General features: G+C 68.3%; 17 protein-coding genes and 1 pseudogene. 10 read left to right on the top strand and 8 right to left on the bottom strand.

The annotated features are described in order from the left end of the window. Together RT97_RS22190 and RT97_RS22185 are read right to left on the bottom strand one after the other, a co-directional pair. The coding region (locus RT97_RS22190) for a CaiB/BaiF CoA transferase family protein (protein WP_042580992.1) at nucleotides 1-769 on the bottom strand (769 nt) is incomplete at its 3' end. Beyond that, a complete protein-coding gene (locus RT97_RS22185; protein ID WP_042580991.1) occupies nucleotides 762-1,697 on the bottom strand; it encodes a hydroxymethylglutaryl-CoA lyase in 936 nt (311 codons plus the stop codon). The genes RT97_RS22190 and RT97_RS22185, both read right to left, overlap by 8 nt. Nucleotides 1,698-1,817: 120 nt before the next feature. Between RT97_RS22185 and RT97_RS22180 the strand changes: the two genes are divergently transcribed. Then, complete coding sequence (locus RT97_RS22180; RefSeq protein ID WP_042580990.1) at nucleotides 1,818-2,558, top strand: IclR family transcriptional regulator; 741 nt, start codon at nucleotides 1,818-1,820, stop codon at nucleotides 2,556-2,558. 143 nt (nucleotides 2,559-2,701) lie between these two features. Here the strand turns inward: RT97_RS22180 and RT97_RS22175 are convergent, their stop codons facing one another. Next, nucleotides 2,702-3,670 (bottom strand): Bug family tripartite tricarboxylate transporter substrate binding protein, encoded by a 969-nt coding sequence (locus tag RT97_RS22175; RefSeq protein WP_042580989.1) that lies wholly within the window; start codon nucleotides 3,668-3,670, stop codon nucleotides 2,702-2,704. A gap of 61 nt (nucleotides 3,671-3,731) precedes the next feature. After that, a pseudogene (hisC, locus tag RT97_RS22170) lies at nucleotides 3,732-4,715 on the bottom strand (histidinol-phosphate transaminase); the annotation flags it as partial. Between the two features lie 237 nt (nucleotides 4,716-4,952). On the opposite strand from hisC, the gene RT97_RS22165 reads away from it, so the two are divergent. Together RT97_RS22165 and RT97_RS22160 are read left to right on the top strand one after the other, a co-directional pair. After that, complete coding sequence (locus RT97_RS22165; RefSeq protein WP_042580987.1) at nucleotides 4,953-7,127, top strand: malate synthase G; 2,175 nt, start codon at nucleotides 4,953-4,955, stop codon at nucleotides 7,125-7,127. Nucleotides 7,128-7,257: 130 nt separating this feature from the next. Continuing rightward, nucleotides 7,258-8,523 (top strand): MFS transporter, encoded by a 1,266-nt coding sequence (locus RT97_RS22160; RefSeq protein ID WP_042580986.1) that lies wholly within the window; start codon nucleotides 7,258-7,260, stop codon nucleotides 8,521-8,523. Nucleotides 8,524-8,550: 27 nt separating this feature from the next. On the opposite strand, the gene RT97_RS22155 is transcribed toward RT97_RS22160, so the two are convergent. Further along, complete coding sequence (locus RT97_RS22155; protein WP_042580985.1) at nucleotides 8,551-9,342, bottom strand: hypothetical protein; 792 nt, start codon at nucleotides 9,340-9,342, stop codon at nucleotides 8,551-8,553. Then, entirely contained in the window at nucleotides 9,335-9,562 is a 228-nt protein-coding gene (locus tag RT97_RS22150) for a hypothetical protein (RefSeq protein ID WP_042580984.1), read from the bottom strand. The genes RT97_RS22155 and RT97_RS22150 overlap by 8 nt, the downstream gene beginning before the upstream one ends. Nucleotides 9,563-9,986: 424 nt before the next feature. Between RT97_RS22150 and RT97_RS22145 the strand changes: the two genes are divergently transcribed. Next, the gene (locus RT97_RS22145; protein WP_155403862.1) at nucleotides 9,987-10,565 is read left to right on the top strand and encodes a fasciclin domain-containing protein; all 579 of its coding nucleotides are present in this window, start codon (nucleotides 9,987-9,989) and stop codon (nucleotides 10,563-10,565) included. 36 nt (nucleotides 10,566-10,601) lie between these two features. Here RT97_RS22145 and RT97_RS22140 read toward each other — a convergent pair whose 3' ends face one another. After that, nucleotides 10,602-11,537 carry a LysR substrate-binding domain-containing protein gene (locus RT97_RS22140; protein ID WP_042580983.1) on the bottom strand — a complete coding sequence of 312 codons (936 nt, stop codon included), beginning with the start codon at nucleotides 11,535-11,537 and terminating at the stop codon, nucleotides 10,602-10,604. An 82-nt stretch (nucleotides 11,538-11,619) separates the two neighbouring features. Between RT97_RS22140 and RT97_RS22135 the strand changes: the two genes are divergently transcribed. Genes RT97_RS22135 through RT97_RS22120 form a run of 4 tightly spaced genes read left to right on the top strand, consistent with a single transcriptional unit; the run spans nucleotide 11,620 to nucleotide 14,323 of the window. Then, nucleotides 11,620-11,943, top strand: coding sequence for a DUF2917 domain-containing protein (locus RT97_RS22135; protein ID WP_042580982.1), 324 nt, complete (start codon nucleotides 11,620-11,622; stop codon nucleotides 11,941-11,943). A 32-nt stretch (nucleotides 11,944-11,975) separates the two neighbouring features. Next, nucleotides 11,976-12,818 carry an enoyl-CoA hydratase-related protein gene (locus tag RT97_RS22130; protein ID WP_042580981.1) on the top strand — a complete coding sequence of 281 codons (843 nt, stop codon included), beginning with the start codon at nucleotides 11,976-11,978 and terminating at the stop codon, nucleotides 12,816-12,818. Nucleotides 12,819-12,842: 24 nt separating this feature from the next. Further along, entirely contained in the window at nucleotides 12,843-14,099 is a 1,257-nt protein-coding gene (locus RT97_RS22125) for a 6-phosphofructokinase (RefSeq protein ID WP_042580980.1), read from the top strand. Then, the gene (locus tag RT97_RS22120; RefSeq protein WP_042580979.1) at nucleotides 14,096-14,323 is read left to right on the top strand and encodes a cysteine-rich CWC family protein; all 228 of its coding nucleotides are present in this window, start codon (nucleotides 14,096-14,098) and stop codon (nucleotides 14,321-14,323) included. The genes RT97_RS22125 and RT97_RS22120 overlap by 4 nt, the downstream gene beginning before the upstream one ends. On the opposite strand, the gene RT97_RS22115 is transcribed toward RT97_RS22120, so the two are convergent. Continuing rightward, nucleotides 14,314-15,660 carry a zinc-binding metallopeptidase family protein gene (locus RT97_RS22115; RefSeq protein WP_042580978.1) on the bottom strand — a complete coding sequence of 449 codons (1,347 nt, stop codon included), beginning with the start codon at nucleotides 15,658-15,660 and terminating at the stop codon, nucleotides 14,314-14,316. The two genes, RT97_RS22120 and RT97_RS22115, sit on opposite strands and share 10 nt — an antisense overlap. Before the next feature lie 131 nt (nucleotides 15,661-15,791). Here RT97_RS22115 and RT97_RS22110 point away from each other — a divergent pair, with 131 nt between their 5' ends. Further along, entirely contained in the window at nucleotides 15,792-17,303 is a 1,512-nt protein-coding gene (locus RT97_RS22110; RefSeq protein ID WP_042580977.1) for a DHA2 family efflux MFS transporter permease subunit, read from the top strand. A 70-nt stretch (nucleotides 17,304-17,373) separates the two neighbouring features. Continuing rightward, entirely contained in the window at nucleotides 17,374-18,516 is a 1,143-nt protein-coding gene (locus RT97_RS22105) for an ABC transporter substrate-binding protein (RefSeq protein WP_042580976.1), read from the top strand. Nucleotides 18,517-18,580: the final 64 nt, after the last annotated feature.

The following is an 18,580-nucleotide window of genomic DNA, read 5'->3' as shown; positions in this document are numbered from 1 at the left end:
AGAAGACGGCCCACTGCTTGTCGCTCACGGCCGCAAGGAAGATCTGCTCGCCGTCTTTCACGGTGAACACGTCGTACACCGCCCACGCCGAGATGCGGCTGGGCATCGGGTCGGCCGCCTTGCCGGTGGCGGCGAACTGCATCATGTGCTGCGCGACCAGGAACACGTTGTTCTCGAAGAGCGCGGCCTGCACCTCGCACCCTTCGCCCGTGAGCTCGCGCTGGCGCAGCGCGGCCATCGCGCCGATGGCGCCGAACATGCCGCCCATGATGTCGTTCACGCTGGTGCCCGCACGCAGCGGGTCGCCCGAGCGGCCCGTCATGTAGGCCAGGCCGCCCATCATCTGCACCACTTCGTCGAGCGCGGTGCGGTGGTCGTAGGGGCCGGGCAGGAAGCCCTTGTGGCTCACGTAGATGAGGCGCGGGTTGAGCTTGGAAAGCGTGTCGTAGTCCAGGCCCAGCTTCTTCATCGTGCCGGGCTTGAAGTTCTCGCTCACGATGTCGGCGGTGGCGACGAGGCGCAGCGCGGCCTCCACGCCTTCGGGCTTTTTCAGGTCGAGCGCGATGCTCTTCTTGTTGCGGTTGAAGGTCGGGAAGAAGCCCGAGCCCGAACCGAGGAGGCGACGCGTGCTGTCGCCCTCGATGGGCTCGACCTTGATGACCTCGGCGCCGAGATCGGCCAGCAGCAGGCCGCAGGTCGGGCCCATGACCATGTGGGTGAACTCGACGACGCGAACGCCTGCGTAAGGGAGTGGATTGGCTTCAGACATGTGCGATGTGTTCCTGGACAAAACCCTTGGGCAAGCCGGCCTCGGGCGTCATGCCGTAGACCGGTTCGCCTGGCAGGCCCGCCATAAGCGGCGCGCGCGCCGCGATGAGTTTCTGGATGTCGATGCCGGTGCGAACGCCCATGGCCTCGAACATGAAGACGAGGTCTTCGGTCACGGCATTGCCCGAGGCGCCGGGCGCGTAGGGACAGCCGCCGAGGCCGCCGAGCGAGGCGTCGAAGGTGCGCACGCCCTCGTCCCACGCGGCCAGGCAGTTCGCGATGCCCAGGCCCCGCGTGTTGTGCATGTGCGCCGCGCCCGCGTGCGCGCCGAGCTCCGCGCGCAGGCGCTTGAAGAGACGGCGCACCTGCGCGGGATTGGCGTAGCCGACGGTGTCGGAGAGCCCCGATTCGTCGGCACCGGCCTCGATGCACTGCGCGGCGAGGCGGATCACGTCGTCTTCGGGCACCAGCCCCTGCAGCGTGCAGCCGAAGGCGGTGGAAATGCCGGCTTCGAGCCTGACTTGCGGCGCGATCGTGCGGCGCAGGTCGGAGATGGCGCGGACCTCCTCGACCATTTCCGTCGGCGTCTTGCGCACGTTGGCGAGCGAATGCGCGACGCTGGCCGACACCGGCATCGTGAGCTTGTGCACGCCCGCCGCGAGCGCGGCCTCGGCGCCCTTGCGGTTGGGCACCAGCGCCATCACGGTGAGGCCGGGCAGCGTGATCGCATGGCGCACCACGTCGGCCGCATCGGCCATCTGGGGCAGCAGTTTCGCGGGCACGAACGAGGCAACTTCGATCTCGCGCACGCCGGCCGCATAGAGCGCGTCGATCCAGCGCAACTTGTCGGCCGTGGGCATGGTGGCCTTGACCGATTGCAGGCCGTCGCGCGGACCGACTTCGCTGATGAGGACATCGGGGGGTGTCATCGACTTCGTCTCCTTGGCGCGACCCGGAACGATGGGTCGCTTGACAGTTCTATTAGACAGAACTAGATTCCGTTAAACAGAATTAGACCGCCGATCGACTTTCCCTGTCAAGCGACGCCCATGCCCCGCAAAGCCCAGACCGAATCGGTTTCCGACCTCAATGCCGCCCCGGGCGGCGCTGCCGCAGTCGATCGCGCGCTGAGCCTGCTCTCGGCGTTCCGGGCGGGCGACGAGGCGCTGTCGCTCGCGCAGTTCGCCGAGCGCACGCAGCTCTACAAGAGCACGGTGCTGCGGCTCTTGGCATCGCTCGAGCACGCGCGGCTGATCCGCCGGCAGGACGACGGCCGCTACGCGCTGGGCATGGAGATCGCGCGGCTGCACGGGCTCTACGCCGCATCGCAGTCGCTCGACCGCATCGTGCTGCCGGTGCTGCGCGCGCTGGTCGTCGCCACCGGCGAAAGCGCGGCGTATCACGTGCGGCAGGAGCAGGGCGACAGCTGGGTGCGCCTGTGCCAGTTCCGCGTCGATTCGTCGCATGTGGTGCGCGACCACGTGCGCGCGGGCGACCTGTTGCCCAACGACCGCGGCGCCGGTGCGCGCGTGCTGATCGCGTTCGGGCCCGAAGCCGAGCGGCCGCGCGGCGCGAAGGAGCGCAAGCTCTGCGACGCGATCCGCGCGCAGGGCTTCTGCGCGCTGGTGGGCGACCGCACGGCCGAGCTCGCGGGCATCTCGGCACCGGTGTTCCATGCGGACGGCCGCCTCGCCGCGGCGGTCACGCTCACGATGCCGACGCACCGCTACGACGAGGGCTATATCGAGCCCGTGCGCGCGGCCGCGAAGGAACTCGGCGGCCAGGTGTGACCTGAAGGTCTCGCTCCTTCCCCTCCCGGGGGAAGGCTGGGATGGGGGCAAGCGGCGTTTGCAACAGCGCGGCGCCCGATCGAAGGCCGTCGTGCCCCCACCCCTGCCCTCCCCCGGAAGGGGAGGGAGAAGTTAGGGGTCCTTCAGGACTCGGCCTTGAACCCCGAGTTCTTGATCGGCATTTCCCAGCGCTTCAGATGCGCCGCCTGGATCGCGGCAAGTTCAGCCGGCCCCGCATGCGCCGGCACGAGCCCCAGCGCGTAGATCCGGTCCTGCACATCGGGCATGCGCAGCGCATCGGCCACGGCCTTGTCGATGCGCGCGACCACCTCGGGCGACATGCCCGGCAGGCCGTAGAGCCCGAAGAACGCATCGGCCGTCACGCCGATGCCCGCCTCCTTCAGCGTCGGCACGTCGGGCAGCGCGCGGCTGCGCTGCTCGCCCGTCACCGCGAGGATGCGCACCTTGCCGGCGCGGTGGTGCTCGATGGTTTCCGATGCGGTGTCGACCATCAGCGGCACCTGTCCGCCGATCAGGTCCTGCGCAGCGGGCGCGCCGCCGCGGTAGGCGACGTGCGTCATCGGCACACCCGACGCCTGCGCGAGCAACTGGCCCGCGAAGTGCGGCACCGTGCCCGCGCCCGAGGTCGCGTAGTTGGCCTTGGCGGGGTTGGCCTTCATCCAGGCCAGCACCGCCTTGAGGTCGCCGGGCGGCGCGCCCGGGCCGGCTGTCACCGCGAAGTCGAACGTGCTGCCGAGCGCGATCGGCGTGAAGTCCTTGGCCGGGTCGTAGCCGAGGTTCGAATAGAGCCACGGGTGGATCACCATCGCGCCGCTCGGCGAGAAGATCAGCACGCTGCCGTCGGGCGGCGACCGCTTGAGTTCGGCCAGCGCGAGGCGCCCCGCCGCGCCGGGCTTGTTGTCGATGATGACGTTCTGCCCGAGCGAGACGCGCATCTTGTCGGCCAGGAGGCGCGCCACCACGTCCGCCGAGCCGCCCGGCGGAAAGCCGATCAGGATGCGCGTGGTGCGCTCCTGCGCGAAGGCCGATGGCGCAAGCGCCGTGGCGGCAATGACGGCAGCGGCTTGCGCTGCGAACTGGCGGCGTTTCATGCTTATGTCTCCTCGGGGGGGGCGTGGTGGAAATGGGGAACGGGGCGAGCTGAGGCCCGGTTCAGCGCAGTGCGGCGAGCACGGCCTTGTTCTGTTCGGGAAGGCCGACGCTCACGCGCAGCCACTGCGGCAGGCCGTACGGACCGAGCAGCGAGACCTCGATGCCGGCGGCCAAGAGGCGCGCATGCACAGCCTGCGCATCGCCCACCTGCACCATCAGGAAATTGCCCGACGAAGGGATGTACGTGAGGCCCAGTTCGGTGAAGCCCGCGGCGAGCTGGTGGCGTCCGGCGGTGTTGAGCTCGTAGGTGCGCGCGAGGAAATCCGCATCGCCGAGCGCGGCCACCGCGGCGGCCTGCGCCGGCGTCGTCACGTTGAAGCGCGGGCGCTGCGCGTTCATGCGCGCAGCCAGCGGCGGCTGCGACACGCCGTAGCCGATGCGCATGCCCGCGAGGCCGAAGGCCTTGGAGAAGGTGCGCGCCACGACGAGGTTCGGCAGGCGCCGCACCCATTCGATGCTGTCGTAGCGCTGCGCGGGCGAGAGGTACTCGGTGTAGGCCTCGTCGAGCAACACCGTCACGTGCGTGGGCACCGATTGCAGGAAGGCCAGCAGCGGCGCAGCATCGATGAAGGTGCCGGTCGGGTTGTTCGGGTTGGCGACGAAGACCAGCTTCGTGTCGTCGGCGATGGCTGCGCGCATCGCGTCCAGGTCGTGGCCGTATTCGCGCGAGGGCACGACGGTGGCGCGCGCATGGGCATGCGCGGTGGCCTGCGCGTAGACGATGAAGCCGTATTGCGAATAGACGACGTTCTCGCCCGGCTTCAGGCTCACCTGCGCGGCGAGTTCGAGGATTTCGCTCGATCCGCTGCCCAGCGTGAGCCACTCGGGCGACATGTCGAGCCGGGCGGCCAGCGCATTCTTGAGCGCGGTGCCGTTGCTGTCGGGGTAGTTGCCGGCGCCTTCGAGCGCGGCTGCGGCGGCGCGGCGGGCCGATTCGGGCATGCCGAGCGGGTTTTCGTTGGAAGCCAGGAGGATCATTTCGGCGGGTCGGAATTATTTAAGAAGTTAAATATATCCCGCAGCCGCGCCGTCTCTATCAGTGCCTACCCTTTGAACGAGCAGCGGCGCCACGACGCCATTACCTTCATTTTTGTCATTGATAAATCTCGCTTTCGGCTCTTACTCCCTCGTAAAGTATCGAATAAAGTTGACCTACGTCATTGCGACACCCACGTCTTTAGATTCCGTATTCCGCCGCATTCCGATTTCCAGGAGAGAAACATGACCGCCCGCACCACCGCCCACGGACTCCAGGTCGCGACCGAGCTCCACCGCTTTATCGAAGAAAAGGTCCTGCCCGCCACCGGCGTGGCGAGCGACGTCTTCTGGAAGGGCTTCGACGCCATCGTGAGCGACCTCGCGCCCAAGAACATCGCGCTGCTCGCCGAGCGCGACCGCCTGCAGAGCGAGCTCGACGCCTGGCACAAGAAGAACCCCGGCCCGATCGCCGACATGCCGGCCTACCGCGCCTTCCTCGAGAAAATCGGCTACCTGCTGCCGCAGCCCAAGGGCGCGAAGGCCACGACCGCGAACGTCGACTCCGAACTCGCGCTGCAGGCCGGCCCGCAGCTGGTGGTGCCGATCCTGAATGCGCGCTACGCGCTCAACGCCGCCAACGCGCGCTGGGGTTCGCTGTACGACGCGCTGTACGGCACCGATGCGATTCCCGAAACCGGCGGCGCCGAAAAGGGCAAGGGCTACAACCCCGTGCGCGGCGCCAAGGTCATCGAGTTCGCGCGCAACGTGCTCGACCAGGCCGCGCCGCTGGCCAACGGCTCGCACAAGATGGCGACCGGCTACAGCGTGAAGGACGGCAAGCTCGTCGTCGCGCTGCAGAGCAGCAGCACGGGCCTGGCCGACGCCTCGCAATTCATCGGCTACCAGGGCGATGCCGCGGCGCCGTCCTCGGTGCTGCTCAAGCACAACGGCATCCACCTCGATATCCGCATCGACCGCAGCACCGCCATCGGCAAGAGCGATGCGGCCGGCGTGAGCGACCTGGTGCTCGAAGCCGCGCTCTCGACCATCCTGGACCTGGAAGACTCGGTGGCCGTGGTCGATGCGGCCGACAAGGTGGTCGCTTACTCGAACTGGCTGGGCATCGTCGAAGGCACGCTGACGGAAGAAGTTGCCAAGGGCGGCAAGACCTTCACGCGCGGCCTGAACGCCGACCGCGAATACACCGGCGCCGACGGCAAGCCCGTCAAGCTGCACGGCCGCTCGCTCATGTTCCTGCGCAACGTGGGCCACCTGATGACCAACCCGGCCATCCTGTATGCGGGCGGCAAGGAGATTCCGGAAGGCATCCTCGATGCCGTGGTGACCACCACCATCGCCACCATCGACCTCAAGCGCAAGGGCAACTCGCGCACCGGCAGCATCTACATCGTGAAGCCGAAGATGCACGGCCCGGCCGAAGTGGCCTTCGCGAGCGAGCTGTTCGGCCGCGTCGAGCAACTGCTCGGCCTGCCGGCCAACACCGTCAAGCTCGGCATCATGGACGAGGAGCGCCGCACCAGTGTGAACCTGAAGGCCTGCATCGCCGAAGCGGCTGCGCGCGTGGCCTTCATCAACACCGGCTTCCTCGATCGCACCGGCGACGAGATGCACACCGCCATGCAGGGCGGCCCGATGATCCGCAAGGGCGACATGAAGTCCAGCGCGTGGATCGGCGCTTATGAAAAGAACAACGTGCTGGTCGGCCTCTCGTGCGGCTTGCGCGGCAAAGCGCAGATCGGCAAGGGCATGTGGGCCATGCCTGACCTCATGGCCGCGATGCTCGAGCAGAAGATCGGCCATCCCAAGGCCGGCGCCAACACCGCCTGGGTGCCCTCGCCCACGGCCGCCACGCTGCACGCGCTGCATTACCACCAGGTGAGCGTGACGGCAGTGCAGCAGGAGCTGGAAAAGATCGACGCCGACGGCGAGCGCGACAACATCCTGAACGCGCTGCTGCAGGTGCCGATCGCCCCCGAAGCCAAGTGGACGGCCGAAGAGCGCCAGCAGGAAATCGACAACAACGTGCAGGGCATCCTGGGCTACGTGGTGCGCTGGATCGACCAGGGCGTGGGCTGCTCCAAGGTGCCCGACATCCACAACGTGGGCCTCATGGAAGACCGCGCGACGCTGCGCATCTCCAGCCAGCACATCGCCAACTGGCTGCTGCACGGCGTGGTGACCAAGGCACAGGTCGACGAGACCTTCCAGCGCATGGCCAAGGTGGTCGACGAGCAGAACGCTGGCGACGCGCTCTACCAGACGATGGCCGGCAACTCCGCGACCTCGGCGGCGTACAAGGCGGCGCAGGACCTGGTGTTCAAGGGCATCGAGCAGCCGAGCGGCTACACCGAGCCGCTGCTGCACGCATGGCGCTTGAAGGTCAAGGGCGAGGCCTGACCGGCACGCGCCCGGCATCGTGCCGGGCGTGAGCGAACGAACGGCGCCCTCGGGCGCCGTTCTGCATTGGGGGCGGCATGCCATTAGCATTCGTGCCGCGCCCTTCCTCTTTCAGCCCCTCCCTCTCCCGATGAACACGAACGCGGCCTCGCCGCCCCCGCCGCGCTGGTCGACCTCCGCGGCCGCCATGCTCGTGGCCCTCGCCACGGCCTTCGCGCTGAGCCAGGCCTTCCGCACCGTCGGCGCCATGATGGCCACGCCGCTCGGCACCCACTTCGGCCTCTCGCCCCAGCAACTGGGCACGTGGGCGGGCACCTTCCACTTCATGTTCGGGATCATGCAGCTCGCGATGGGCGTGTCGATCGACATGTTCGGCGTGCGGCGCACGGTGCTCACCGCGTTTCCGCTGGCCATCGCGGGCGCTGCGCTCTGCGCGGTGGCGTCGAGCTTTCACATGCTGCTGCTGGGGCAAGCGCTGATCGGCGTGGGCTGCGCGCCTGCGTTCCTCGCGTGCACGGTGTTCATCGCGAGGCACTTCGATGCCTCGCGCTTCACTGCGATGTCGGGGCTGGTGATGAGCCTGGCGGGCTTGGGCATCCTCTTCACCGGCACGCCGCTGGCGCTGCTGATCGAGGCCGCGTCATGGCGCGCCGGCTACACGGTGCTGGCCGCGTTCGCAGTGCTGTCGTGGATCGTCATCTTCTGGCGCGTGCGCGAGCCGGCGCGCGCCGTGGACCTGGCGCCGCAGGCCGAGCCTGCAGAGCGGCAGTCGCTGCGCAAGGCGGTGCGCGAACTGCTGCCGCTGTTCGCGATGCCGCACACGCTCGGCCTGCTGTGCTTTGCCTGCGTGTCGTACGCAGCCTTCATCACGCTGCGCGGCCTCTGGCTCGGGCCGGTGCTTCACGAGCGCCACGGCCTTTCGCTCGTGGCCAGCGGCAACGTGGCGCTGGTGATGACGGTCACCGGCATGATCAGCCCCGCCCTGTTCGGCCGCCTGGACCCGGGCCCTGCGCGGCGCACGCGCTGGATGATGGGCTGCGCCTCGGCCGGCGCGCTGATGTTCGGCGCGATGGCGTTCACCCATTCGCGCGTGATCGACATCGGCCTGCCGATCGTCTACGGCCTCATCTCTGGCTACAGCGTGCTGCAGTACGCGTACACCAAGAACGGCTATCCCGCGGCGATGACAGGCCGCGCGATGGCGCTCATGAACATGGCGATGTTCCTCGGCGTGTCGCTCATGCAATGGACAACGGGCGTGGCCGCATCGTGGGGCGTGGCGCATGGCGTCGAGCCGTTCCGCGCGGTGTTCCTGACCGTGGCCGTGATGTTGGCTGCGGGCACGCTTGCGTTCTCCCTGCTGCCGCGCGCGCCGGTGCCTGCACGCGCGCCCTGAGCGCGTGCAAGACCGCAAGCGCAGCACTCACGCGTCATCGCCTAGACGCGCCCGCACTTCGCGGCGGCCCAGTTGCCGCTTGTTGGCTGCATACACGTCGTTGCGTCCGTACAGGCTGGCATGGGTGGGCATGTCGGGTGCTGGCCGTCGCCCCGCGCCGCCATGGGTAACCATGCAACGACGCAGCACGTCGTAGCGTTTTTCTTCCCGCTTCGCCGCATCCACTCGCTCGGGAAACTTCGCAAGAGTCACCTCGAACCAGCAGCCATCGACACGGTGCCATTGCGTGTTCTCGTCGATCACGTGATAGACCGCGCAGGGCTTGTCGCCACGCCGCTCGGCCCAGGTGCCATGTCGCGTCCGCTGCGCGGCACGCGCCTCGCGCAGCCGCCGGTTGGGCAGCAGGATGCCGGTGAGCGGATGCACGAACAGCTCGACGTGCGAAGCTTCCTCGAGCGGTGCGCGGCCACCGCGTCCCCACCAGGATGCGCTGACCCACACCTGGCCATCGCGCATCACCGCGCCGCGTTCGACGAAGTCGTCGATGTGCTCGAAGATGTGCGCCTGCACGGTGCTGCGTCGGTCGATGCCGCTGCAGAGTTCCGCATACACCTTGTCCCACGGCCGGTGCACCTGCTTGTGCAGCCAGCGCTTGAGTGGGGCGAGGTTCTCGTTGAGCCACTTCGTGCGGTGGTAGCCACGCTTCATGCCCAGGTGCGAACCGGCCTCCTTGCTGTTGCGCCAGGCACGCCCGTCGCCCTGCCAACTGCCGCCGCGGCGCGGCCGTTCGACGATGACCTTGTCCATGTCGTCACGCATCGTCGCCTCCGCGTCCCACGTTGCGCGCAGCCTTCTGCAATGCAACCTTCTGCGCACGCCGCTCCGCGCGGTGCGTGCGCAGGTGGCGCCCGGCGCCCTGGCTCGATTCGCGGCGCGCCATCGCGGCCACCACGGGATTGCGAGGTGCCGCATTCGGCACCGAAAAATAGAACCGGCCCAGACGCTTGTCGTCGTCGCGGGCCTTTCGTTGAGCACTCATGTGCGCACACTCCAGAAACAAAAAGGCCCCGGCGAATGGCTGCGCGGGGCCTTTGTCGACGGGGCCTCGGCGAATGCATGGATGCACATCCGGCCGGGGCGGTCGGTGTGCGGGTCAGGTGTTCAGGAAACGGTTCATTGAATGAGTGTGTCGCCCGGGAGGTCGGTAGTCGCCAGGCGCGGTGAAAAGAAACTGTTGCTGAAAAACGAAGGGCGGATTCTGTCGAGCGCGTGCGCGATGCGCAAGCGCCTCCTGCAACGCTGTGGCGCAAAGCCGACGCCATGCCGCCGAGCTTTCAACGAGATGCCGTCCTACGAATCCAGTTGCATCCGCACGCCGTATTGGTCTCAAGCGCATCGCGCCTCCGAGCTGTTGGCGGTATCCACAGAGAACCTCGACAACCATTTCCTTCCAGGAGACTTCCATGAAAAAACTCGTGATCGCACTCGGTGTTTCGGTCCTGCTCGGCGCTTGCGCGGGCGGCATGGGCATGAGCGGCAGCGGCAGCTCCGGCATGTCGTCGAACCCGATGGTCGGCGGCGCCGCGATGTACCCGACCAAGGACATCGTGGACAACGCCGTGAACTCGAAGGACCACACGACGCTGGTCGCCGCCGTCAAGGCCGCGGACCTGGTCGGCACGCTCAAGAGTCCGGGCCCGTTCACCGTGTTCGCACCGACCAACGCCGCCTTCGCAGCCCTGCCGGCCGGCACCGTCGACACGCTGCTCAAGCCGGAGAACAAGCCCACGCTGACCAAGGTGCTGACCTATCACGTGGTGCCCGGCAAGATGGACGGCCCCGCGCTCATGAACGCGATCAACGCGGGTGGTGGCAAGGCCGTGCTCAAGACCGCCAGCGGCGGCACGCTCACCGCGACGATGAGCGGCAGCAACGTGATGGTGACCGATGCCAAGGGCGGCACCGCAACCGTGACGATCGCCAACGTCTACCAGTCGAACGGCGTGATCCACGTTGTGAACAAGGTGCTGCTGCCGGGTTGATCGCCCGCGCCACGGCATGCGCGCGGCGGGCCTTCTTCAGGTCCGCTGCGCCGCCTCGGCTTCGTCGCGCAGCCACTGTGCGAACTCTTGCGCGTCGCGGTTGTTCGCGGCGCGCCTGGACATTTCTATGAAGTAGCCGCGGTGCGATGCGGCGCCCTCGCCGAGCGGCGCCACGAGCCGTCCGTCGCGCACCAGTTCGCGCAGCAACGGCAAGCGCCCGATCACCACGCCCTGCCCCGCCACCGCGGCGGCCACCGCATCGGCGTATTGCGTGAAGCGCAGGGTGCTCTTCATGCGCAGGTCCTCCAGCCCCATCACCTTGAGCCACGGCTCCCAGTCTGCCGTCGGGGCTTCGCTGTGGTCCGGATATTCGACGGTGAGCAGCGTGAGCCCCGCAAAGTCCGAGAGCTCCCGCAGCGATGCGGCGAGCTGCGGCGAACACAGCGGGATCACCGACTCCTCGAACAGCGCCGGCCCGACACCGCGGCCGATGGGCGCGAAGCGCACCGCCAGATCGAGGCGGCTCACGTCCAGGTCGAGCACGTCGAGCGTGGCCGACACGCGCACGTCGACCTGCGGATGCGTGCCGGTGAAGCGCGCCAGTTTCGGAATGAGCCAGAGCGATGCGAAGCCCGGCGTGCTGGTGATCGCCACCTGCCGCGGCGCGGCGCTCGCGCGCACGCGGGCCGTGGCGTCGCGCAGCCGCTCCAGGCTGTCAGTGACTGCGCGCTGCATCACGCCGCCGGCCTCGGTGAGTGCCAGCGCGCGGTGGCGGCGCTCGAAGAGCAGCACGCCCAGGCTGGCTTCGAGCTGCTGGATCTGCCGGCTCACGGCCGACTGCGTGAGGTGCAGCTCGCCGGCCGCGAGCGTGAAGCTGAGCCGGCGCGCGGCGGCCTCGAAACTGCGCAGCAGTTCGAGCGGCGGGAGGTCGCCACTGAGGGAGCCGGGAGGTTTCGCATTCTCTGGAAGCATGCAACGAGTTCCGAATGACCGCGTGTAAGGAGTGCGCCGACTCACTATATTCATTCGTATCCCGAATGCAATGGAGCTTGTCATGAGCACCCTACCGAAAACTTCCTCCCGCTTCCATGTCAGCCTGCCGACGCGCACCGTGTTTGCCGTGCCCGATGGCAAAGGCGTGGGCATCGAATGCCGCAGCGGCACCGTCTGGGTCACGCTGGACCGCGATCCGCGCGACATCGTGCTCGAGGCCGGCGACCGCTTCGACGGCACCGAGCACCGCCGCATCCTGGTGTCGGCACTGAGCGCCTCGTGCATCACCGTGTCGGACGCGCAGCCCGCCGCGATGCCTCTCGCACCACCCGCGCGCGCGTGGTCGCCTTGGCGACTTCGGCCACACGGGTTGTCCCCGGCTTGACCCGGGTGCCATCGGCATCGAACCTCGATGCCATGGACTCCCAAGCACCGATCCTCTACGACCTCGCCGACGGCATCGCGACGCTCACGCTGAACCTGCCGGCCAAGCTGAATCCCATCGCGCACGGACTGCAGGTCGAACTGCGCGACGCGCTCGAGCGCATCCGCGACGACCGCGCGGTGCGCGCCGTGATCCTGACGGGCGCGGGCAAGGCCTTCTGCGTGGGCGCCGACCTGAGCGCGATGGCGCCCGGCGAAGAAGGCAAGTCGCTCGGCACGCAGACGGCCGAGTGGATGCAGTCGCTGAGCAATCCGCTGATCGAGACGCTGCGCACGCTGCCTGTTCCTGTCGTCGCTGCGGTGAACGGCCCGGCCGCCGGCGCGGGCGTGGGCCTCGCACTCGCGGCCGACGTGACGATCGCCGCACGCAGCGCGTACTTCTATCTTCCGTTCCTCCCGAAGCTGGGCATCGTGCCGGACCTGGGCTGCACCTGGGCCATTCCGCGGCGTGCCGGCAAGGCGCGCGCGATGGGCATGGCGCTGCTCGACGAGCGCCTGAGCGCAGGCCGCGCGGTGCAATGGGGGCTGATCTGGGCCTGCGCCGACGACGAGCAGCTGATGGACGATGCACGCGCCATCGCGCAGCGCCTCGCGCGCCTGCCGGCGCATGCAGTCGTCGAAGCGCGCGAAGCCTTCGAGGCCTCCGAGCGTCACACGCTGAAGGAACAACTGCACTACGAAAGCGAACGCCAGCGCGAGCTGATCGACCGGCCGACCTTCCGCGAAGGCGTGAGCGCGTTCCTGCAGAAGCGGCCGCCGGCTTTCGAGAGCCGCTCACATCCTGACACCCTGAAAGCCGCCGGCACTGGCGCCTGACATAGGGCTGCGGGAGAATGCCGCATGCCCATCCTCAACGCCTTCTACGCCCAGTCGGGCGGCGTCACCTCGGTCATCAATGCGTCGGCCTGCGGCGTGATCGAGACGGCACGAGAACACCCGGACCGCATCGGCAAGCTCTACGCCGGACGCAACGGCATCATCGGCGCGCTGACGGAGGAGCTGATCGACACCGGCGCCGAATCAGCCGAGGCCATCGCGGCGCTGCGCACCACGCCGTCGGGCGCGTTCGGTTCGTGCCGCTACAAGCTCAAGTCGCTCGAGAAGAACCGTCGCGAATACGAGCGGCTGATCGAGGTGTTCAGGGCGCACGGCATCGGTTATTTCTTCTACAACGGCGGCGGCGATTCGGCCGACACCTGCTTCAAGGTGAGCCAGCTGTCGCAATCGCTCGGCTATCCGCTGCAGGCGATCCATGTGCCCAAGACCATCGACAACGACCTGCCGCTGACCGACTGCTGCCCGGGCTTCGGCTCGGTCGCGAAGTACGTGGCGGTGTCCACGCTCGAAGCTTCGTTCGACGTGCGCTCGATGGCCGCCACGTCGACCAAGGTGTTCGTGCTCGAAGTGATGGGGCGGCATGCGGGATGGATCGCCGCGGCCGGCGGGCTTGCCGCGGACCACGGCATTCCGGTGGTGGTGCTGTTTCCCGAGATCGAGTTCGACAAGGCGCGCTTTCTTGCGCGCGTCGATGAATTGGTGAAGCAGCATGGCTACTGCTCGGTCGTGGTGTCCGAGGGCTGCCATTACCCCGACGGCACTTTCCTCGCGGAGCAAGGCACGCGCGATGCATTCGGCCATGCGCAGCTCGGCGGCGCCGCGCCCGTGGTGGCGCAGATGATCAAGGACGCGCACGGCCACAAGTTCCATTGGGCCGTGGCCGACTATCTGCAGCGCGCCGCGCGGCACATCGCCTCGGCCACCGACGTGAAGCAGGCGTATGAGTTGGGACAGCGCGCCGTCGAGCTTGCCCTCGAAGGTCGCAACGCGGTGATGCCGACGATCGAGCGAACCTCCGACGTGCCGTATGCGTACACCCTGGGCAGCGCGCCGCTCGAATCAGTGGCCAATGTCGAGAAGCCGATGCCGCGCGATTTCATCTCGGACGACGGCTACGGCATCACCGAGAAATGCCGGCGCTACCTGCTGCCGCTGATCGAGGGCGAGGACTACCCCGCGTACCGCAACGGCTTGCCGGTCTACGTCACGCTGCAGAACGTCGCGGTGGCCAAGAAGCTGCCGACTTTCAAACTCGCATGACGACCGTCACCGCAGCGGTCATCGACGCGACGCGCTGCCCGCTGTGCGGCGAGTCGAACCGCTGCGCCATGGAAATCGAACGCGAGACGGGCCAGGCGCAGCCGCCCTGCTGGTGCATGCAGGTCGACTTCAGCAATGCCCCGCTTGCCCAACTGCCGGAGTCGATGCGCGGCCTCGCCTGCATCTGTGCGCGCTGCGCCGCGGGCACGCCGCCTCAGGACTGAACGCCGCCCTGCGACTGCGACTGCGATTGGGATTGCGTCTGCGCCTGCCCCTGTTCGGGTGCAGGCTCGACCGGCTCGGGCGCGGCCACCTCGCTGGCCACCACCATCGTCGGCGCCGACCCGGCCCGCTGCTCGGTGATCACGAGGTGGATGAACTGCAGCTTGCCCACCGCCGTGCGCGGCATCACGAAGGGGTAGTAATCCGGCTGCCCCATGCTGCGCGACAACTCGTTGAGCACATTGGTGAGCAGCACCCAGCCGTTGACGAAATCCAGGAATTTCGTGGCGTCGGGATGGTCGGGTTTCCAGAGGTCGTCGGCGGTGAAGAGGTCGCTCGCGAGCTCCACGTTGGTCGCATCGACGCCGAAGCTCATGGCGGTGTCCGCGGTGTCGGCCATGTGCAGGTAGTGGGCCCATGTCTCGGCCCAGTCCTCCCACGGGTGCGTGCTCGCGTAGCTGCTCACGAAGCGATCGGCCCAGTCGGGGGGCGGGCCCTGCTCGTAGTGCTTCTGCAGCGAGGCCGCGTAGTCGGCGCGCTCGTCGCCGAAGAGCGCGCGGTAGTCGTCCAACCAGTGCGTGGGCTGCACCAGCAGGTCCCAGTAGTAGTGGCCGATCTCGTGGCGGAAGTGGCCCAGCAGCGTGCGGTAAGGCTCGCGCATCTCGGCGCGGATGCGCTCGCGCACCGCGTCTTCGGCCTCCTCGGCATTGAGGGTGATCACACCGTCCTCGTGGCCCGTCATCACGTGCGGTCCGCCCGGCATGTTGCTGAGGAAGTCGAACGCCAGGCCGTGCACGGGGTCCGCATGCCGGCTCACCACCGGCAGGCCGAGCGCGAGCAGTTGCGAGATCAGGCGGCGCTTGGCCTGTTCGAGCTTGCCCCAGAAGCCGCCGTGGGCCTCGACCGAGAGATCGGGAATGGTCCGCGTGACGCTGCAGGCCAGGCAGTACCCGGGCGCCAGCCCGTGCACATCGGCCGGCGCCTCCTCGCCCTCGCGCGCGGCCGGCACCATCCAGCTGCAGGCGGCGGGGGTCATGAGGTTGGCGCAACGGCGGTAGGTCTTGCCGTGCGGGTCACCGAAGACGGTGAAGGTGTCCGGCAGCGCGCCGTCGCCTTCGGCCGGCGCCAGCGGCATGACGCCCAGGCTGTCGATCACGTAGCCGAGCGGCGTGTGGCACGCCAGGCACTCGCTGTTGCGCAGGAACACGGGACGCCCGCACTGGCAGCGGTAGGCGCGACTCATGGTGGGCGCGGCGAGTTCGGTGGCGAGCGTGGGCGCGACATCCGGCGCGGCCTCGCCGGCCTGTTCGTTGATGGGATCGTTGATCGGGGAATCCATGTTGTTCTCTTCTTGCTGGGCTTGACGCGGAGGGGACAGCCGCTGCATTGTGGGGCGCGCCCCTGCGCCGTTCGCCAAGCAAACACCGATATGCTTGTAGGACGACGGACCCCGAGACATTCCGCCGCCCCATGACCTCCCCACACACGACCGAAGCCGCGCCCCCGCCGGCTCCGCCCTCCATGGGCACCCTGCGCGAACGCTATGGCGAGCGCTACCGCTGGTATCTGCTGATGTCGGTGATGGTCGGGACGATGGCCTCGATCATGTCCTCGACCATCGTGAACGTGGCGATCCCGGGCATGAGCCACCACTTCTCGCTCGGGCAGGAGCGCGCGCAGTGGGTGAGCTCGGGCTTCATGGTGGCGATGACGGTCTCGATGCTCACCACGCCGTGGCTGCTCTCGCGCTACGGCTACCGGCGTACCTACGTGGGCACGATGCTGCTGCTGCTCGTGGGCGGCATCGCGGGCGGGCTGGCCAACAACTTCTCGCTGGTGCTGTTCGCGCGCGTGGCCGAAGGGCTCGCGGCGGGCGTGGTCCAGCCCATTCCGGCCATCATCATCCTGCGCGCCTTCGAGCCCCACGAGCAGGGGCGCGCGAGCGGCATCTTCGGCATGGGCGTGGTGCTGGCGCCGGCCATCGGGCCGAGCATCGGCGGGGTGCTGGTCGACCTGTTCGGCTGGCGCTCGATCTTCTTCATGGTGGTGCCTTTCTGCCTGGCCTCGATCTGGCTGGCCTACAAGTTCGTGCCCAAGACGGCCCCCGGCGGCGTGGCCGCGGTGCGCGGCGGCGGGCTCGACGCGCGCGGCCTCGCGCTGGGCACGGTCGGCACGCTGTGCCTCCTGAACGGGCTGGTCGAACTGCGCGGCGATTCGCCGCTGCAGGCTGCGCTGCTGCTGGCCGGTGCGCTGGTGTCCTTCGTCGCCTTCGTGTGGTGGCAGCGCCGGCTCGCGGCCTCGGGCGGCACGCCGCTCATGAATCTCGCGCTCTTCCAGTACCGGCAGTTCGCGATGGGCAGCGTGGTCGCCTTCATCTACGGCACGGCGCTGTTCGGCTCGACCTACCTCTTGCCGGTATACATGCAGGTGGGGCTGAGCCTGTCGGCATCGCACGTGGGCACCATCCTTCTGCCGGCCGGCATCGTGCTGGCCGTGACCATCGCCGGCGTGGGCCGGCTGGCCGACCGGCATCCGACGTGGGTGCTGGTGACCGTCGGACTCGCGCTGCTGGCCGCCTCCTTCGCGCTGATGATGGTGCTCAGGCTCGACAGCGCGATCTGGCTGCTGGTGGCGTTCGCGATCATCGGACGCATCGGGCTGGGGTTCATCCTGCCGTCGCTCAACCTGGGCTCGATGCGGCCGCTCGCCAAGCCGCTGATTCCGCAGGGCGCGAGCGCGATCAACTTCGTGCGCATGCTCGGCGGTGCGGCAGGTGTGAGCCTGTGCGCGATCGTGCTCGAGTGGCGGCTCGCAGCCCATGGCGATTCCCTCGCCAATCCGGTGAGCAGCCCGGCGCGTCTTGCGGCCTTCGACGAAGTGTTCGCGATGCTGGCCGGGCTTTGCGCATTGGCGATCTGCGCGGCGTGGCAGCTGCGCGAAGGGCCGAAGCAGCCGGAGGGGACAACGCGCAACACGGGGTAAACCCCGGCGGTGCGGCGAGGCGCTTTCGCATTCAATTGTTATCAGTTGTATCTGATAACGAAACGGTTCCATGCATCGCAGAAATTTCATTGCCGCCTCGGCTGCGGCAGCGGCCGGACTCGGCCATCTTTCCTTTCCGGCCCATGCTGCAGAGAGCGGCGTCACTGACGGCGAGATCGTCCTGGGCCACACCGGCATCCTGAGCGGCCCGCTCGGCGTGCCGGTCAAGGTTGTGATGGCGGGGGCCGGGCTGGCCTTCGATGCGGTCAATGCGCAGGGCGGGCTGTCGGGTCGCAAGATCCGGCTGGTTTCGCTCGACGACGAACTCAAGCCCGAAAAGGCCCTGGCCAACTACGAGAAGCTGCTGGGAGAGCACCGCGTCTTCGCCTTCTTCGGCTGCGTGGGCTCGGGCACCACCGCCGCGGGCGCCAAGGTGGTGAACCAGAGCGGCGCGCCGACGGTGGGCGGCTACGCGGTGTCCGATTCGGCCCGCGAGAAGATGGGCGGCGCCGGCTACTTCGTGCGCGCCACCTTCGCGCGTGAAGCCCAGGCGCTGGTGCAGCACCTGACGACCATCGGCGTCTCGCGCATCGCCGTGGCCTACCTGGACAACCCGGGCGGCGCGGAAGTCGCCAAGCTCGTCGAAGCCGCGCTCGACGCGCTCAAGCTGAAGCCCGAGGCCGCAGTGGCCGTCAAGGGCGACGGCACGGGCAACGAGGCATCCGGCAAGGCGCTGGCCGACAGCAAGGCGCAGGCGGTCATCATGTACCTGGGTGGCGGCATCGGCGGCGAGGTCATGAAAGCCGCCTGGGGGGCCGGCGGGCGCCAGATGTTCTACGGCATGTCGATCGTGCCGGGCGACGTCACCGCCAAGCTCGTGGGCGACAAGACCAGCGGGCTGGCCATCTCGCAGATCGTGCCCTACCCGTGGAGCGAGGTCGACGCCACCGCGCGCGAATTCCGCCAGCTGGCCGAGCGCGCCAAGGTGGACCTGGGCTACCTGAGCTACGAGGGCTACGTGAACGCGCTCGTGATGATCGAGGGCCTGCGCCGCACGGGCAGAGACCTCACGCGCGCCAGGCTGCACGCCGCGCTGAAGGCGATGAAGCTGCGCATCGGCGGCATGGAGATCGACTTCACCGGCGCGAGCAACACAGGCTCGCGCTTCATCGAGATGGTGCGCGTGACCAAGGAAGGCAAGTTCATCCGCTAGCTGCAGCTTCGTGGTCGGGTAAATGACGCCGGGGGCGGGGCCGGCGCGAATCGCGGTCTAATCG

Source organism: Variovorax paradoxus (genome assembly GCF_000834655.1).
In the GTDB taxonomy this organism is placed as follows: domain Bacteria; phylum Pseudomonadota; class Gammaproteobacteria; order Burkholderiales; family Burkholderiaceae_C; genus Variovorax; species Variovorax paradoxus_F.
Note: the sequence above shows the minus strand (reverse complement) of the source record. Positions and strands in the feature narration are given on the sequence as shown.

Coding starts and splice junctions, on each gene's coding strand:
- RT97_RS22185 (WP_042580991.1), bottom strand. CDS start 1,697: ATGACACCCCCCGATGTCCTCATCAGCGAAGTCGGTCCGCGCGACGGC.
- RT97_RS22180 (WP_042580990.1), top strand. CDS start 1,818: ATGCCCCGCAAAGCCCAGACCGAATCGGTTTCCGACCTCAATGCCGCC.
- RT97_RS22175 (WP_042580989.1), bottom strand. CDS start 3,670: ATGAAACGCCGCCAGTTCGCAGCGCAAGCCGCTGCCGTCATTGCCGCC.
- RT97_RS22165 (WP_042580987.1), top strand. CDS start 4,953: ATGACCGCCCGCACCACCGCCCACGGACTCCAGGTCGCGACCGAGCTC.
- RT97_RS22160 (WP_042580986.1), top strand. CDS start 7,258: ATGAACACGAACGCGGCCTCGCCGCCCCCGCCGCGCTGGTCGACCTCC.
- RT97_RS22155 (WP_042580985.1), bottom strand. CDS start 9,342: ATGCGTGACGACATGGACAAGGTCATCGTCGAACGGCCGCGCCGCGGC.
- RT97_RS22150 (WP_042580984.1), bottom strand. CDS start 9,562: ATGAGTGCTCAACGAAAGGCCCGCGACGACGACAAGCGTCTGGGCCGG.
- RT97_RS22145 (WP_155403862.1), top strand. CDS start 9,987: ATGAAAAAACTCGTGATCGCACTCGGTGTTTCGGTCCTGCTCGGCGCT.
- RT97_RS22140 (WP_042580983.1), bottom strand. CDS start 11,537: ATGCTTCCAGAGAATGCGAAACCTCCCGGCTCCCTCAGTGGCGACCTC.
- RT97_RS22135 (WP_042580982.1), top strand. CDS start 11,620: ATGAGCACCCTACCGAAAACTTCCTCCCGCTTCCATGTCAGCCTGCCG.
- RT97_RS22130 (WP_042580981.1), top strand. CDS start 11,976: ATGGACTCCCAAGCACCGATCCTCTACGACCTCGCCGACGGCATCGCG.
- RT97_RS22125 (WP_042580980.1), top strand. CDS start 12,843: ATGCCCATCCTCAACGCCTTCTACGCCCAGTCGGGCGGCGTCACCTCG.
- RT97_RS22120 (WP_042580979.1), top strand. CDS start 14,096: ATGACGACCGTCACCGCAGCGGTCATCGACGCGACGCGCTGCCCGCTG.
- RT97_RS22115 (WP_042580978.1), bottom strand. CDS start 15,660: ATGGATTCCCCGATCAACGATCCCATCAACGAACAGGCCGGCGAGGCC.
- RT97_RS22110 (WP_042580977.1), top strand. CDS start 15,792: ATGACCTCCCCACACACGACCGAAGCCGCGCCCCCGCCGGCTCCGCCC.
- RT97_RS22105 (WP_042580976.1), top strand. CDS start 17,374: ATGCATCGCAGAAATTTCATTGCCGCCTCGGCTGCGGCAGCGGCCGGA.